This window comes from Paenibacillus amylolyticus (assembly GCF_051136285.1).
Taxonomy (GTDB): domain Bacteria; phylum Bacillota; class Bacilli; order Paenibacillales; family Paenibacillaceae; genus Paenibacillus; species Paenibacillus amylolyticus_F.
The window spans coordinates 4174385-4189957 of record NZ_CP194938.1; the positions used below are offsets into that span (position 1 = coordinate 4174385).

Below are 15573 nucleotides of genomic sequence, written 5' to 3' on the forward strand. Positions count from 1 at the left end.
CTGGCTCTTCTTTTTTTATTTTCCGCAAAAATGATCAAAACGGCTTCTGTGCGAACACGTATAGTAAAGATAAGGAAGGGAGGATTCCTCAATTGAGTCGATATCAGGAGATGATTCAGAACAGTTTGATCTACATCGAGAACCATCTGCATGAAGAGATTGGACTGGAAGACGTAGCTTCCGAGGCATCGTTATCGCCTTATCATTATCATCGGCTCTTCCGGGATGGGGTGGGTATGACGGTGGTTGATTATATTCGCCATCGGCGGATGAGTCTGGCATCCACCGCACTGCGCTCTACGGATACAGGGATTCTGGACATATCGCTTGCCTGCGGATTTGAAAGTCAGGAAGCGTTTACGCGTGCTTTTCGCAAGATGTATGGCATGCCGCCTGGACGTTTTCGCAAATTATTCGATCTAAAACTATTCAGTGGAAAAACCAGAGGAGGAGAATTACAGATGAATTCTGCAACGGCAATTAAAGGCTGGATGTTAACGGGAAGTCACCCGCAAAACTATGAGATGGGGCTTGACCCTGCCGAGGTACATCAAGGCAAGGCCTCAGGGTATCTGAAGGCTGTTACGCCTATGGAACCGAATGAATTTGCTACGATGATGCAGCAGTTCAGGGCAGATAAATATGTAGGCAAACGGATGAAGTTGACCGGTTTCGTCAAAACGGATCGTGTGGAAGCCTTCTGCGGACTATGGATGCGTGTGGATAATCAAGTGCACGATGTGCTGCAGTTTGATAACATGCATGACCGGCCGATCTCCGGTACGCAGCCATGGAATCAGTACAGCATTGTGCTGGATGTACCAGCAGAGAGTGCGGTGATCTCGTTTGGGGTACTCTTGAACGGGAAAGGCAAGGTTTGGGTGGACAGTTTCCGCTTCGAGGAAGTGGATCTGAACACACCATTGACCCATATGGATACAGAATATGAGATGTCGGACGAGCCTTTAAATCTATCGTTTGAGGAACATGAAATCAAATAGCGCGGTTTATTCCTGAAAGGGATCGATATATCAAACTGGGAGGTGCTGGCGATGAATGAACCGATGTTGAAGAAAGCGATGGATACGCTGGAATTCCTGAGTCATGATGCCGCTACCCGAATGGCGTATGATGCCCGGATGAAGGCGTTGAGCGATGAGAAGTCAATGATTGAGGGTGCACGGGCAGAAGGGACGGCCAAAGGCAGGCTGGAAGGTAAACAAGAGATGGCTCGTGAGTTGTTGGCGCTCGGTGTGGACATGTCCGCTATTGTGAAGGCCTCGGGTCTTTCCGAAGAGAAAATCCGAAAGCTGCTGCCGTAGTTTAACCTTGTATCATAATACTGAAATATTGAGCCAACCCATCTGCGGAATGGCTCTTTTTGCTGTCTTTAGGGTATAAAAGAAGAAGGGCAGCGTCCTTGCGGAGAAGAATCGAGATTCTGCTGGAAACGACCAAAGTTTATGGCGTAATGATCGCGATCTTGTTAACATAAATTCATAACTCATGACACAGATAAAGAGGATGAATCCGATGAATAAAAAAGTACTCGTTGTTGATGATGAATCGAGCATCGTCAGTGCCATTGCATATGCGCTGCGGCGCGAAGGGTATGAAGTGGAGACGGCAAATGATGGCGAAGAGGCCTTGGAAAAGGTTGCTTTGTTCCATCCTCAGGTGATGATTCTGGATGTGATGATGCCCAAGCTGGACGGATATGGCGTCTGCCGCCGCTTAGAAGATCGGGAGGATATCGGCATTATTTTACTTACTGTCAAAAACGAACTGGTTGATAAAATCATTGGTCTTGAAATGGGCGCAGACGATTATATGACCAAACCATTCGAAATCCGTGAATTGCTGGCCCGTGTAAAAGCGCTGATGCGTCGTGTGGAGAAGAACAGTACACCACCGCAGGATGATTCCAAGAGTCAGGCCATTGTCAACGGGACATTGCATATCCATGTTGCTCACCGTACGGTCAAGGTTGGTGAAGAGAAGCTGGATTTAACACCGAAAGAGTTCGACCTGCTGACCATCCTGATGTCCAATCCGGAACGGGTGTACACGCGGGATGATCTGCTTGATCGGGTATGGGGTATGGAGTATGCAGGCGGTACGCGGACGGTAGACATTCATATCCAGCGCTTGCGCAAAAAAATCGGGGATACGGATCAGCAAATGCTGCAGACCGTATACGGTATCGGTTACAAAGCGACTGCCCCCGAAACAGGCGGGGCGGTATGAGAGTCAGCATCAAGCTGAAGTTCAGTGTGTTTCTGGCAGCATTGCTCATTCTCACCGTGGTTGTGCTGAGTTCTCTCGTGCTGCGAGGCATTGAACTTAATCAGCAGTCACAGGTCGAGAGTATTCTCGCCCAGCAGACACGTCTGATTAATCTGAATGTGCGCCAGGCGTACTATACGGAAGCGATTCGCCAGGAGCCGGAATTGTTTTTGCAGCAAAATGGGCGCAGGTTGGTGCAATCCCTTGCCGACTCAACAGGCTTGCCGATTGCATTGTATGACATGAGCGGAAAACAAGTGGGAGCCTCTTTTCCACCAAGTGAAAGTGAACTGGTTCAGGAAACCCTGAATTATGCTTTGCAAAATAAAATTGCCTATCATGAGCAAGATGACACATTGCTTTATGCTGCGCCGCTGGATGGCCCTGAGGGACAGATCGGTGCGATCTGGATCCAATATTCCGTGCAGAGTTATCAGGAGTTCTACGCTCGTATTCAACAACTGTTCCTGTGGGCAGGTATCACGGTGGTTGCCCTGAGTTTCATTCTGGGTTATCTGTTCTACAACCGTTTTGCTGTAGCCATCACCCGGTTGAAGAAATCAGCAGCCTCCATTCAGGAGGGGAACTACATCACCGAATCTCCAGTTAAACGCAAGGATGAACTGGGTGATCTGGGACAAGGGATATATTATATGAGCACGTCTATTCAACAGAATATTGCAGCTATGCATGCCGAGCAGCAGAAGCTGCAGCTGGCTATTGAGAAGTTACAGGCACTCGAGCAGCAGCAGAAACAATATATCGGCAATATCAGCCATGAATTCAAGACACCGCTGACGTCCATCAAGGCGTATGTGGAGCTGCTAAACATGTACAAGGATGATCCGCAACTGCTGGACGATGCTACGAATAGTATTGGCAAAGAAACCGAGCGATTATATGAAATGGTGGAGAAGGTGCTGCATCTGTCTGCGCTCGAAAAGTACGATTTTGAGAATCAGGCAGAAGATGTAGAGATTAAAGCATTGCTGGAGGATGCCTGTGGACGGATGCGAGGTAAGGTGGAGAAGTTCGCGTTGAACATGGAAATGAAGCTTGAACCTGCCGTCATTCACAGTGACCGGGAGAGTCTGATGCATATCTTCATTAACCTGCTGGATAACGCAATCAAATATAACATCCCCGGCGGCATTATTCGGGTCGAAAACGAACTGCGGATGAACGAGCGTCAAGCCGTCATTCGTATCCATAATTCAGGTGTGCCAATCCCGGAAGAAGCAAGGGAGAAGATCTTCGAACCCTTTTATACCGTCAATAAGGATCGAGCTCGAAAAACAGGCGGCACTGGACTCGGTCTATCTCTCGTAAAGCAGTTTGTCGAGAAGCAAGGCGGAACCATTACATTACTGCCCAGTGATCCAGCGCATCAAGAAGGTGTGACATTTCAACTCGTATTCCCACTCGTAGATTAAGATATAGATACAAGTTTACAAGTTGGAAACAAGTCTGAATAACTTTGGAAGTATGCCGGCTTTATGATGGGTGTATAGCATAAGTAACCGAGGGGGATCACGACATGATGAAATGGATGAAAGCGACGTTTGGGGTGCTGGGGGCAGCTGCGTTACTGACAACGGTTGCCTGTGGAAGCACAACAGAGCCGTCTGGCAATACACAAGGTGCGAAAACAGGCACAGATATTACAGTGAAAGATAACACGAACACATCCGTCTACCAGAGTCTCAAGCTGGAGAAAATAGAAAAGCTGCTTAATATGCGCGGAATCGCTTGGTTCAACGAGAGTTCAATTGTTACAGACAAAGAAAACACATCCATGAAATCGGTTAATGTAGAGGGACAAGAGCGGTATCCGCATAACTTGTATATGTATGATCTGACGAAAGGCACAGATACACCGATCAAGGAAAGTGAGGTCAGTCTGGGAGCGCCACTAGTTTCGCCAGATGGGCAGCATCTGTTCTACTGGCAGACGGAGGAGACGACAGGCTGGCCTTTCATTCTGAACCTGAAGAGCGGAGAAGCGGTAGCTGCGGGTAAACAGGATGGATTCATTCAGGAGGGTGCATGGCTGGACAATGAACATGTGGTTTTTTCCAATATGAAAGGGGATCTGATCTCGGCTGCACTGGACGGTACAACTAAAGTGCTGGTGGAGACGGGCAACTTCAATGTGCGCAGTATCAAAGCGTCAAACAACGTAATCTATTACATTACGGGAGAAGACGGTCAGCTGAATGCCTATGATGGGAAGACGGGCGAAGTACGACAGGTGCTCAAAAGCGTGGAGTGGGTCATTCCTTCGAACGACGGAACAAGGCTTGCCATTGTGAAAAGAACAGCGGATACCAAACGGGCGCTGGTGCTCACCGATTTGGAAGGGAATGAAAAGGCCACACTCGCCAGGGGTAATCAGATTTTTGGCACAAGCTGGTCAGGTGACGATACCAAGATTGCGTACACCATTAGTTCCGAGAAAGATAATGAAAAGGGATTATTCGTGTCCAACACGGAGTCCGCAGAGCAATTCCAGATCTCGGCAAATATGGACCTTGCATCCGATCCGTTAGCCTGGAGTCCGGAGGGGAATAAAATACTTTTGTCACAATCGGTGATGGAAAACGAGAAGTACCACTTTGTGACCTCTATTATTACGATCTCGGAATAGTTACTGAAGAAAAGAATGGTGGCGGCATAGAAGAGATGTTCCATATCTTTCATGCCTTTCTATACATTTATATTGACTAAGTCCTTCCGCTTCCGATAAACTAGTATGCAGGAATATAAAGTCGAATGTAAGGCAGCAGTTCGAGACGATGTTTCGAGCGGCTGTTTCTTTTCTTTTTTATCAACAACATTGAATAGGAACAGGTGATATACATGTGTAACAGTGCGTACCGCGTGCTTTTATATTATAAGTTCGTGAAGATTGAAGACCCCGAGACCTTTACGCAGGAGCATCTGCAATACTGCAAAGACTTGGGGGTGAAAGGCCGTATTCTGATCGCTTCCGAGGGGATCAACGGTACGGTATCGGGAACACCTGAACAGACAGAGCAGTATATGAAAGATATGCATGCCAACCCGCTGTTCAAGGATATGGTGTTTAAGATGGATGATGTGGAAGAGCATGCGTTCAAAAAAATCTTTGTGCGCCATAAGGCAGAACTCGTGACGTTCCGCGTAGACGAAGAGCTTGATCCGAATGAGACCAGTGGTAAACGCCTTTCGCCGAAAGAGTTCCACGAGCATCTGCAACGGGATGACGTCATCGTCATCGATGGCCGCAATGATTATGAATACGAGATCGGCCATTTCCGTGGCGCTATCCGTCCAGACGTGGAATCGTTCCGTGAGTTTCCGGAGTGGATTCGGGAGAATCTGGGCGATATGAAGGACAAAACGATCATTACGTACTGCACGGGTGGTATTCGCTGTGAGAAGCTGACCGGGTTTATGATCAAGGAAGGATTCCAGGATGTCGCTCAACTGGAAGGCGGTATTGTCACTTACGGGAAAGATCCTGAGGTGCAAGGGCGTCTGTTTGATGGCAAATGTTATGTATTTGATGAGCGGATCTCGGTGCCGATTAATCAGACCGATGAGGATATTGTCATTGCCAGCTGTTATCACTGTGGCACAACACATGACCGATATATTAATTGTCCGACCTGCAACCTGCAGCATGTATGCTGTGAGGATTGCGAAGAGACGCATAACCGCTTTTGCTCGGATGCTTGCCGGGAGGCAGCGCCCGTACACGCATAAGCAGGAGAGCAGGTGCTGAACGTGAAGCGTGAAGAAGAACGTACAACGCGTGAACGGATTCTGTTCATGCTGAAACAGCAAGGGACGATGACGGCCCGCGAGATTACTGCGGAGCTGGGGCTGACCGGTATGGCGATTCGTCGCCATCTGACAGCACTGGAGCAGGATGGCTGGATTGAGGTACGTGAGGCCCGGGCCACCGCGGGACGTCCATCCTCGGTATATCATTTGACAGATCGCGGAGATAGTTATTTTCCGAAATCATATTCTTCATTAACGTTGGAATTACTCGAAGAGTTGTCTGATACAGCAGGCAGCCGTGTCGTGGATGGCCTTTTCGAAAGTCGCCGTGACAAGCTGCTTCGCAGTGGTTTGGCACAGATGGAGGGGCATGATCTCGCCGGACGTGTGGAGGAACTGGCACGAATCCAGAATGCAAACGGATATATGGCGGATGCTTCCAGAGAAGAAGATGGCACGTACGTCATTACCGAACTAAACTGCCCTATTGTGCAAGTCGCAAGTGTATACAAGCAGGCTTGTCGTTGTGAACTGGATTTGTTCCGTTCGTTGCTGAAAGCCGATGTCGAGCGCACCGAGTGTTACGCCGATGGTGGCAAGAAATGCACGTACCAGATTCGTGAAGTGTCGGGGAATTAATAATAGCAAGCTTATCTATGAGATTGTTTCGAATGTTCGAAGCAGTCTTTTTTTATGTATAAACAAAGCGCATATACGTAACTGTATGACTTAAATACGATATTGTATCAGTATATACATTGATATCTAAATATGAACATAATCAATAAAAACCTCTTGTTATCTGAAACCGATTCCAATTTTTTTTCAAAAAGAGGTAATTTACTGATTAAAAACAACTACTATTATTCCGATATATATAATATAAAAAATATAGCTTCTAGAAAAAAGGGGATAGGTTATGGCTCGGAAAAAATCAGGTTTTCTTCGTTCAATACTCACATTTTGTTCTTTAAGGCAAACAGCGGGACAAATTATGCTGTCTTCACTGATCATCGTCATTGTCTGTGTTGCGGTCCTTTCGGTTACCTTCTATGTTCCCACAGCTAATCAGGTCAAAAGCAATTCAACGAAACAGCTCGTATTAGATACGAAATTGCTGGCTAAAGAAATGGATATCAAAATGAAAGAGCAACAAACCATCGTTAGAATGATTGCCGAGCAAGGTGCGTCGATTGGGGATAATAAAGAGCAGCAGCTCCAATTTCTCTCCAGTTTAAAAGAGCAACATCCTGAGTTTACTACGGTTTTGTATTCACCTGATGTAACAGGACAGTTTGCGATGGACGCGACAGGTAAAGAATATGACTTATCGAAGCGGCCGTATTTAAAAGAAATTCAGGCGGGTCGTCCGTATGTCTCTGAACCGTTAATTTCTGTAGTGGATAATAAACTTGGCGTTGCCATTGGTGCACCGATCATGAAAGAGGGTCAGCCAGTTGGTTTCTATACAGCTGGATATCACATCAGTGAATTGGTTGAAAGTGTAAGTCTGTTTAAGCATGGCAACACAGGAAAAGCGCTTATGACAACAGCCAGTGGAACATATATCTATTCTCCAGATGAGACGATGATTATGAATAAGACAATTGCTGATATGGGTAACGCTACTATAAATAAAGCGTTCGCTGAAGCGGTAAAGGGAAATTATATTACTTTTGATTTTCAAATGGATGGTGCAGATTCACTTGGCTACATGAATCAAACGGAACTTAATTGGGTTGTAGTTACATATATGGATGAGAGTGAGTTTTTAAAACCGGTTAACGATCTACTGAGACTTATACTTACCGTAGGAATTATCATCGTTGCGGCAGCATTGTTACTAAGTATTTTAATCGCGACAAAAATTGTACGGCCGATTCGTCAACTGACACACGGAATTGATCTGCTGGCACAAGGAGATCTGACATATCGTATTCCTGTAAAAGGGAAAACGGATATTAGCGTAGCACTACATTCATTTAATAGATCCAGTGAGCAGCTACATCAGTTGATGACAAGTGTTACGGATTTATCCGGTCAATTAACCGATTCTGCGAAACAGCTTGCGGTCGGTGCCGAGCAAGGCTCCAATGCATCACAGAGCATTACGGAGGCCATTATGGTTGTCGCGGAGAGCTCGGAGCGTCAAACGTCCAGTGTACAAGATGGTAGCAACGCAGCAGAAAATATTGCAGTACAAATTAACGGTGTTGCTACACATAGCTCCAATGTATCAGCTGTTGCTTCGGAGGCTAATGTGTTGGCAACAGATGGATCTGCTGCTATGAATGATATGGGCAGGAAGATGGATGAGATGGAGTATGGCATTCGTGAGTTGTCGAACACCATTCAGAACCTTAGCGGTTTGTCCAATTCTATTGGTGAGGTTGTAGGTGTAATTAGCAACATTGCACGGCAAACGAATATCCTTTCCCTGAATGCGGCAATTGAGGCGTCACGTTCTGGTGAGGCTGGCCGGGGATTTGCTGTCGTGGCAGATGAAGTTCGTAATCTTGCTGGACAGTCGATTGCATCCGCAGAGCAGATTGCCGGTTTTATTGGGCGCATTCAGGTGGAAATTGAGCGTACACTTCATGCATCTGAACAGACCGTTGAGCAGGCTGCTCAGGGTAAACAGGCAGGCGAAGTTGCAAGTGAGCTATTTACGAATATTCGCTCTTCTGTGGAGCAGGTCGCTGACAGTATCCGTAGCGTGACGGCTGCCGCGGAGGAAATTGTCTCTGGCACAGGCAGCTTGGTGGGCTCCATTCGTCTCATATCGGAGTCAGCTAACGAGACGGCAGCAGAGACCCAAAATGTCTCGGCTGCTGCACAGCAGCAAATGGCTTCCATGGAGGAAGTGGCTTCCTCATCTGCAGAACTTGCCGACATGTCAGAGAAACTGCGTTCACAGATTGAGAAGTTTAAATTGTAGTTTCATATAACGCAATAGATTAAGAGCTATTTATGAAGGCATGTTTTATTAAAATAGACATGTGAAATTAGGCAACCCGCATGATTTGGGGGTTGTCTTTTTTTATTTATGTAAAGTTTTCTATCACGTATCTGAAATAAACTAAAATGGAAGCGGTTCAACCATTGACGGAAGCCGGGATGCACTTTAATATTAGGAAAACAATAAAAGAGCAACACAGCATGGACTTCAGTCGCATGCCAAAAGTCTAGATTTGTCTGCTTTTGTCGATCAAAGCAACAATGCGTTGAAGCGGTCGTTTTGTCCCGCCTTATCGGACTAAGGCAACACTTATAAGAAGACACCACATTTTAACCATTGGAGAGGGGTTCTTACAGATGAAAAAGAAGTTTTGGATGTCACTGATGATGGCTGCTTCGATGATCGTAGCGGCAGGTTGCGGAAATAACAGCGGTACAGGCTCGGAGTCCAAGGGATCAGACAGTACAACAGGGGGAGGCAGCGCCGAAAAATCCTATCAGATTGCCATCTCTCAGATTGTTGAACATCCATCTCTGGATGCCACACGCGAAGGTTTCATCGCTGCCCTGAAAGATGCAGGCATTGAAGAGAACAAAAACCTCAAGATCGATTACAACAATGCGCAAGGTGATTCTACGAACAACCTGTCCATTGCACAGAAAATTGCAGGCGATTCCAAAAACGACCTCGTGCTCGGGATTGCTACCCCATCAGCACTGGCTCTCGCGCAACAAGTGAAGGACAAGCCACTCCTGTTTGCAGCTGTAACTGATCCACTGGGTGCCAAGCTCGTGAGTGACATGGACAAACCGGGCGGCAATGTAACTGGTGCATCGGATACAAATCCAGAGGCGATTGTACAATTGGCTGATTTTATCGCTAAAAATCTACCGAATGTAAAGACTGTGGGACTGGTCATCAACGAAGGTGAACCGAATGCAGTTGTCATGGCTGACAATGCAGAGAAGGCTCTGGCAACGCACAACATCAAGCTGGTCAAAGCACCGGTGACCAATACATCGGAAGTCAAACAAGCAACAGACTCACTGGTAGGCAAAGTAGATGCGTTCTACATTACACTCGACAACTCGGTGGTAAGTGCGGTGGATACGATTATCCAGACAGCGAACAAAAATAAAATTCCGTTCTTCTCCAGTGATCGGGATACGGTGGAGAAAGGTGCTTTTGCAACAGTAGGTTTCAAATATTACGACCACGGCTACCAAGTAGGTGAGATGGCTGCGGACATCCTGAAAAATGGAACCAAACCAGGCGACATGAAGGTTACCGTGCCGGACAAGCTGGATCTGATCCTGAACCTGAAAGCTGCTGAAGCCCAAGGTATTACAGTAACGGATGAGATGAAGGCGGAAGTGAAAGATCAGGCGAACAACATTATCAAATAATGAACCAAAGACCAAATGAATTTATTGAGAAGCTGACAGTATGACAATACTTCGGCAGACGGATGGGGGGCGAACGTGTATGTGGGTTCGCCTCATTCTTTTCGGATAGAGATAGACAGGGAGGAAGTAGTGTGAGTATAAGTTGGAATTCCATTGAAGGGGCTATTGAGCTGGGGCTGTTGTATGCGCTGATGGCACTGGGTGTGTACATTACGTTCCGCATTCTGGATTTCCCCGATCTTACCGTAGACGGAAGTTTTACCACAGGAGGCGCGATTGCGGCGGTCATGATCTCCAATGATTACTCTCCTTGGCTGGCCTGTTTGGCAGCAATGGCTGGCGGCATGGTGGCTGGAGCACTCACAGGTCTGTTGCATACCAAAGGAAAAATAAACGGACTGTTGTCCGGGATTTTGATGATGATTGCCCTGTATTCGATCAACATGCGTATTCTGGGTGCACCGAATAAATCCATTATGGGCGTGGAAACGCCATTTTCGGGTGAACATGTCATGATCCTGATCATCATCGTTGTGCTGGTATTTAAAATCATGCTGGATCTGTTTATGAAAACAGATATCGGACTTGCGCTTCGCGCTACAGGAGATAACAAACGGATGATTCGCAGTTTTGGCGCGAATACAGATGTGACGACCATTCTTGGTGTCAGCTTGTCCAATGGTTTGGTAGCTTTGTCTGGTGCATTTATTGCCCAACAATCCGGGTTTGCGGATATTACGATGGGCATCGGGATGATCGTCATAGGTTTGGCCTCTGTCATTATTGGCGAAGCGATCCTCGGCGCCAGAACGGTATTCTGGGCAACGCTGGCAGCCGTTGTTGGTTCCATTATCTATCGGATTGTGGTGGCACTGGCCTTGCAGGTAGATTGGTTCGAAACGTCCGACCTGAAGCTGATCACGGCTGTGATCGTGATTATCGCACTCGTCTTCCCGACGATACAGCGCTCGATGAAACAGCGCAGTCTCGCTCGTAAACGAACCGAAGAGCTGATGCAATCCGGCGGCCAACAGGCAGAGGGGGGCATGTAGTATGTTGGAGATTAAACAAGTTACCAAACTGTTCAATCCGGGCACCACGGATGAGAAAACGGCGCTGGTTGGTGTGAATCTAACGATGAATCCGGGTGATTTCGTAACGGTTATTGGCAGTAATGGCGCCGGGAAATCAACCTTGATGAACATTATCTCAGGCGTGATGAAACCGGATATGGGCGACGTGCTCATCAACGACCGTTCGATCAAAAATCTGCCGGAGCATAAACGAAGCAGCTGGATTGGACGTGTCTTTCAGGACCCGATGGCCGGAACGGCACCGCATATGTCCATTGAAGAGAACATGGCAATGGCGTACAAACGCGGCAAAGCACGCGGACTCGGCTTCGGGGTGACACGCGCCAGACGTGAAATCTTCAACGCGCAGCTGGAGAAGTTGGGTATCGGACTGGAAAAACGCCCGAATGCCAAGGTGGGCCTCCTGTCTGGTGGCGAGCGTCAGGCGCTTAGTCTGCTGATGGCAACCTTCACCCAGCCACAGATTTTGCTGCTGGATGAACACACGGCAGCACTTGATCCATCCCGTGCCGAACTCATTACAGAACTGACGGAGACTCTTGTCCGCGAGATGAGACTCACCACACTCATGGTAACGCATAATATGGAGCAGGCCATTCGTCTGGGCAACCGTCTGATCATGATGGACAAAGGCCGAATCATTCTGGATGTCCGTGAGGAACACAAACGTACACTTACGGTATCTGAGCTGCTTGGCGAATTCGAGCGGATTAGCGGCAAAAAGATGGCAGATGACCGTGTGGTACTGGGATAAGCACTAAGGTGCAGGGATTCTTTCTGGAAAGGGGAATACAACTCAAAAAGATGGACACCGTGTTGTGTTAAGTCCTTTTGGCTCTGTCTACTATATCTTAACATGCAAAATAGCCGCTTTCGGTACTTATCCGAACGTGGCTATTTTTGTTCTTTACCTGTATCAGATATGGTTACAGATATTCACACTTCCCACCAGGTGAAATACGTCGTGGAGGCTAACACACCGGCGACGGAGAGTGCTCCGGTTACGGACAGGTTTATGGCCTGACCAGGAGGGATCACGTATTTACCGAACTCGTTGGATTGAAATGGGCCAACTTGCAAAGGCATGGACATTATAGCGGTGGCACCGGATGGGGCTGCTGTAGAAAATCGAACGAGAGCGACACTTGTGTTACTGCTGGAAAGATTGCTGTTTACGGCTGCAAGTGTACTTGGGGATGAGAGTGTGCCGTTCACAGTTAGGGTCATCGTACCACTGAATGAAGACAGCAGATTGAGTGCAACAGTAATGCCGCCGGATAATCGAGAGATATACAGTGTTCTGCCGCTGCCAGCCGGATTGGCGAGTTGCAGTGTTGCCGTTACACTTCCTCCAAGCAAGCCCAGTGTGTTGGAGTTGGTAGAGCCGGCGTTGTACAGGTTGCCTGTGCTGCCCGCATTATTCTCGGGTGGGGCAACAATGCCAGGTGAGATATATGTGTTTGTATTAGAGGTATAAACGGGCCTATTTAATGGATTAAACACGTTGTTATTTGGCATGGTTAGCACCACCTTAGATCAAAATTCATGTTAGAATTCCCACCAAAACAGGTTAATCGCTCCGGTCTGGCTACCTGTTCCTAAACTAATGGATAAAGATTGACCCGGAGGAACAACGATGGAGCCATTCAAATCCAAAGCGTACATTCCGGCAGTCAGCGGCATACTGAGCAGGCTTGTGAAGACTCCCCCGAGAGTTCCTGTATTCTGTCTTGTCGTTACGATGCTGGTATTGGTATTGCCCAGCAGTGTATTGACGGGCACGGGTGTGCTGCCGACAGTTACGGTTCCACCAGAATAGACTGCGAGTGTGGCTGCTGCTGTTGTGCCTCCTGAGAGGCTCGCGATACATATCGTCCTGCCGCTGCCTACACTATTTAAAATTTGCAGTAGCAGATTTTGGCTTGAGGGAATAGACACATTGTTCGTGGTCAGGGCAAAAAAGCTTCCCGCCGCCGCCGCACCCGTGTCTGGAGCCGCTCCAATCCCCGGAGCCGCAAACGTGTTGGTCAGTTGTGTGAATAAAGGGCCATTGGACTGGTTGAACACATTCGTATTGGTCATCCCGCTTGACCTCCTCTGGACGAATGGAATGGATGGGGCATAATCATAGCTCACTTTATTCCGCATGTCCTTATGACTAGTACTATATGTAAAAGGAAGAAAAAGCGTTTGGGGATTCCATACGAATCCCCAAATAACGGCGGGTGCCGTGCCCGTATTTCCATTTCAGGCATACGATGCGTAAGCACATTTTTTTAAGGGGAAATCGAGATGAGTCGAACAGCGAAGCGAAGCAGGAAGAGAACAAAACCATCAGCCAAGCAGACCATCAAACGGACAACCAAATATGTCAGCCGCCATGCATCCCGTTGTTCTCGCCGCGCCAAACTGCTGAAGCCCCCTTGTTCCCGGATTACTCGTCCCCGGTTCAAACAGGGTGTTTTCTCACGAGCGAAACTCCCTGGTGCTACACACTGTTTTACAGAGCATACCTATACCGGAGCAGAGACAAGTCAAGGTGAACATGCCCTCCCACCGCAGGATACCTCATCTCTGAGCATGTACAGCTATGGCGTCGTGAATCGTGGAACACATCCAGCTATCATTCAAGTTCAGGTCAGCCCAAATGCTGTAGATTATGCAGTGGATAGTCAGGAAGTCATTGAGGGGGGCCAGACCAAGGCGATTGTTCCCTTGCGATTTCTGCATTATACCCGGTTAGTTATCTTGCCTGTGAATTCGGCTCAGCCAACCCGGCTTGATGTTTATTTTCAGGCACAGCGTATGTTCGTACGGTAGTTTGATTACCCAGATTGTCCAGGGAGGAGGACGAGGCTCATGCCTAACTTTACAACGTTTAATACGAATCCCGATAACCTGAGAACACTGATTTTTGGTCAGGATAGTACAGGTACGGCCCAGCCCGTCAGAACGGATACAAGCGGCAATGTAGTAGGTATCATTCTGGACGGGACGATCAGCAACATATCAGGTCTGACCACGGTGACTATTAATGCAGGTACAATCACCAACATCCTGAATGGTACGATCACCAGTGTTCTAGGTGCAACGATCACGGCGGGAACGATAACAAGCGTGCTAGGTGCAACGATCACGGCGGGAACGATAACAAGCGTGCTAGGAGCGACAGTCACCGCTGGAACACTAACGAACTTGTTGAATGGTACAATCACCAGTGTGTTAGGTGCCACCATCACAGCAGGGACAATCACGAGCGTGTTGGGCGCGACAGTGACTGCCGGAACGCTGACCAACTTGCTGAATGGTACAATCACGAGTGTGTTAGGTGCAACGATTACGGCAGGTACAATCACGAGCGTACTGGGAGCGACAGTGACTGCCGGAACGCTGACCAACTTGCTGAACGGTACAATCACGAGTGTGTTAGGTGCGACCATCACAGCAGGGACAATCACGAGCGTGCTGGGAGCGACAGTCACCGCTGGAACACTGACGAACCTGCTGAATGGTACGATCACGAGTGTGCTAGGTGCAACAATCACGGCGGGAACGCTGACGAATCTGTTAAACGGTACGATCACCAGCGTGCTGGGAGCGACAGTTACCGCCGGAACATTGACGAACTTGCTGAACGGTACAATCACGAGTGTGCTCGGAGCAACCATCACGGCAGGTACACTTAGCAGTGTAACATCCATCTCACAGAAAAGTTTTCAGGAGAACCAACTTGTCAGCACACCGACTGCTAATACGTTTACGTCGTTGCCTGCTGTAACAACCAGTGTGTTTGGAACGTACTCCTTTTTCGTGTATAACAGGGGACCAGGTGTGAACAGGGTGGATGCCCAAGTGGAGATCAGTGCGAACGGAACCAACTGGTACACGGATGTGACTACGGTAACGGGTATCCTGTCCGGTTCTGTAGATGTTTTGGTACCCCAACGGTTTCTGAAATATACTCGACTTTCTTATCGCTCAAGCCTGATCGGTGCACCAAGTACGATTGATGTGTTCTTCAATGGACAAGGCACATAACCCGCTTTGCTGTCATATAGGT

General features: G+C 47.9%; 14 protein-coding genes and 1 pseudogene. 13 read left to right on the plus strand and 2 right to left on the minus strand.

Annotated elements, in window-relative coordinates; all coding sequences use genetic code 11:
* Positions 1-92 precede the first annotated feature (92 nt).
* From ACR8BL_RS18385 to ACR8BL_RS18435, 11 genes and pseudogenes are all read left to right on the plus strand, one after another.
* Entirely contained in the window at positions 93-1001 is a 909-nt protein-coding gene (locus tag ACR8BL_RS18385; RefSeq protein WP_434748947.1) for a helix-turn-helix transcriptional regulator, read from the plus strand.
* Between the two features lie 6 nt (positions 1002-1007).
* Positions 1008-1322: pseudogene (locus ACR8BL_RS18390) on the plus strand (Rpn family recombination-promoting nuclease/putative transposase); the annotation flags it as partial.
* Between the two features lie 211 nt (positions 1323-1533).
* Positions 1534-2247 carry a response regulator transcription factor gene (locus ACR8BL_RS18395; protein WP_434748948.1) on the plus strand — a complete coding sequence of 238 codons (714 nt, stop codon included), beginning with the start codon at positions 1534-1536 and terminating at the stop codon, positions 2245-2247.
* On the plus strand, positions 2244-3719 hold the full coding sequence (locus ACR8BL_RS18400; RefSeq protein ID WP_434748949.1) for an ATP-binding protein: 1476 nt from the start codon (positions 2244-2246) through the stop codon (positions 3717-3719). The genes ACR8BL_RS18395 and ACR8BL_RS18400 overlap by 4 nt, the downstream gene beginning before the upstream one ends.
* A 104-nt stretch (positions 3720-3823) precedes the next feature.
* Positions 3824-4933 (plus strand): hypothetical protein, encoded by a 1110-nt coding sequence (locus tag ACR8BL_RS18405; RefSeq protein WP_434748950.1) that lies wholly within the window; start codon positions 3824-3826, stop codon positions 4931-4933.
* Between the two features lie 212 nt (positions 4934-5145).
* Positions 5146-6033, plus strand: a complete 888-nt coding sequence (locus tag ACR8BL_RS18410) for a rhodanese-related sulfurtransferase (RefSeq protein WP_434748951.1) — start codon at positions 5146-5148, stop codon at positions 6031-6033.
* A gap of 12 nt (positions 6034-6045) precedes the next feature.
* Positions 6046-6693 (plus strand): helix-turn-helix transcriptional regulator, encoded by a 648-nt coding sequence (locus ACR8BL_RS18415; protein ID WP_434748952.1) that lies wholly within the window; start codon positions 6046-6048, stop codon positions 6691-6693.
* 355 nt (positions 6694-7048) lie between these two features.
* Positions 7049-8992 (plus strand): methyl-accepting chemotaxis protein, encoded by a 1944-nt coding sequence (locus ACR8BL_RS18420; RefSeq protein WP_434748953.1) that lies wholly within the window; start codon positions 7049-7051, stop codon positions 8990-8992.
* Positions 8993-9369: 377 nt separating this feature from the next.
* Entirely contained in the window at positions 9370-10419 is a 1050-nt protein-coding gene (locus ACR8BL_RS18425) for an ABC transporter substrate-binding protein (protein WP_434748954.1), read from the plus strand.
* A gap of 191 nt (positions 10420-10610) precedes the next feature.
* Positions 10611-11471 carry an ABC transporter permease gene (locus tag ACR8BL_RS18430; protein WP_434753167.1) on the plus strand — a complete coding sequence of 287 codons (861 nt, stop codon included), beginning with the start codon at positions 10611-10613 and terminating at the stop codon, positions 11469-11471.
* Position 11472: 1 nt separating this feature from the next.
* Positions 11473-12267: an ABC transporter ATP-binding protein gene (locus ACR8BL_RS18435; RefSeq protein ID WP_434748955.1), complete on the plus strand. Its 795-nt coding sequence runs from the start codon at positions 11473-11475 to the stop codon at positions 12265-12267.
* A 182-nt stretch (positions 12268-12449) separates the two neighbouring features.
* Here ACR8BL_RS18435 and ACR8BL_RS18440 read toward each other — a convergent pair whose 3' ends face one another.
* Both ACR8BL_RS18440 and ACR8BL_RS18445 read right to left on the minus strand, forming a co-directional pair.
* Positions 12450-13031 carry a hypothetical protein gene (locus ACR8BL_RS18440; protein WP_434748956.1) on the minus strand — a complete coding sequence of 194 codons (582 nt, stop codon included), beginning with the start codon at positions 13029-13031 and terminating at the stop codon, positions 12450-12452.
* A 30-nt stretch (positions 13032-13061) separates the two neighbouring features.
* Positions 13062-13595, minus strand: a complete 534-nt coding sequence (locus ACR8BL_RS18445; RefSeq protein WP_434748957.1) for a hypothetical protein — start codon at positions 13593-13595, stop codon at positions 13062-13064.
* A 210-nt stretch (positions 13596-13805) separates the two neighbouring features.
* On the opposite strand from ACR8BL_RS18445, the gene ACR8BL_RS18450 reads away from it, so the two are divergent.
* Entirely contained in the window at positions 13806-14333 is a 528-nt protein-coding gene (locus ACR8BL_RS18450; protein WP_434748958.1) for a DUF6385 domain-containing protein, read from the plus strand.
* Positions 14334-14372: 39 nt separating this feature from the next.
* Positions 14373-15551 (plus strand): DUF6385 domain-containing protein, encoded by a 1179-nt coding sequence (locus ACR8BL_RS18455; protein WP_434748959.1) that lies wholly within the window; start codon positions 14373-14375, stop codon positions 15549-15551.
* The last annotated feature ends 22 nt before the right edge of the window (positions 15552-15573 follow it).

Bases quoted from the DNA above. Each gene is read 5' to 3' on its own strand.
- ACR8BL_RS18395 (WP_434748948.1), top strand. From the start codon at position 1,534: ATGAATAAAAAAGTACTCGTTGTTGATGATGAATCGAGCATCGTCAGT.
- ACR8BL_RS18455 (WP_434748959.1), top strand. From the start codon at position 14,373: ATGCCTAACTTTACAACGTTTAATACGAATCCCGATAACCTGAGAACA.
- ACR8BL_RS18445 (WP_434748957.1), bottom strand. From the start codon at position 13,595: ATGACCAATACGAATGTGTTCAACCAGTCCAATGGCCCTTTATTCACA.
- ACR8BL_RS18420 (WP_434748953.1), top strand. From the start codon at position 7,049: ATGCTGTCTTCACTGATCATCGTCATTGTCTGTGTTGCGGTCCTTTCG.
- ACR8BL_RS18400 (WP_434748949.1), top strand. From the start codon at position 2,244: ATGAGAGTCAGCATCAAGCTGAAGTTCAGTGTGTTTCTGGCAGCATTG.
- ACR8BL_RS18410 (WP_434748951.1), top strand. From the start codon at position 5,146: ATGTGTAACAGTGCGTACCGCGTGCTTTTATATTATAAGTTCGTGAAG.
- ACR8BL_RS18450 (WP_434748958.1), top strand. From the start codon at position 13,806: ATGAGTCGAACAGCGAAGCGAAGCAGGAAGAGAACAAAACCATCAGCC.
- ACR8BL_RS18425 (WP_434748954.1), top strand. From the start codon at position 9,370: ATGAAAAAGAAGTTTTGGATGTCACTGATGATGGCTGCTTCGATGATC.
- ACR8BL_RS18435 (WP_434748955.1), top strand. From the start codon at position 11,473: ATGTTGGAGATTAAACAAGTTACCAAACTGTTCAATCCGGGCACCACG.
- ACR8BL_RS18430 (WP_434753167.1), top strand. From the start codon at position 10,611: ATGGCACTGGGTGTGTACATTACGTTCCGCATTCTGGATTTCCCCGAT.
- ACR8BL_RS18440 (WP_434748956.1), bottom strand. From the start codon at position 13,031: ATGCCAAATAACAACGTGTTTAATCCATTAAATAGGCCCGTTTATACC.
- ACR8BL_RS18405 (WP_434748950.1), top strand. From the start codon at position 3,824: ATGATGAAATGGATGAAAGCGACGTTTGGGGTGCTGGGGGCAGCTGCG.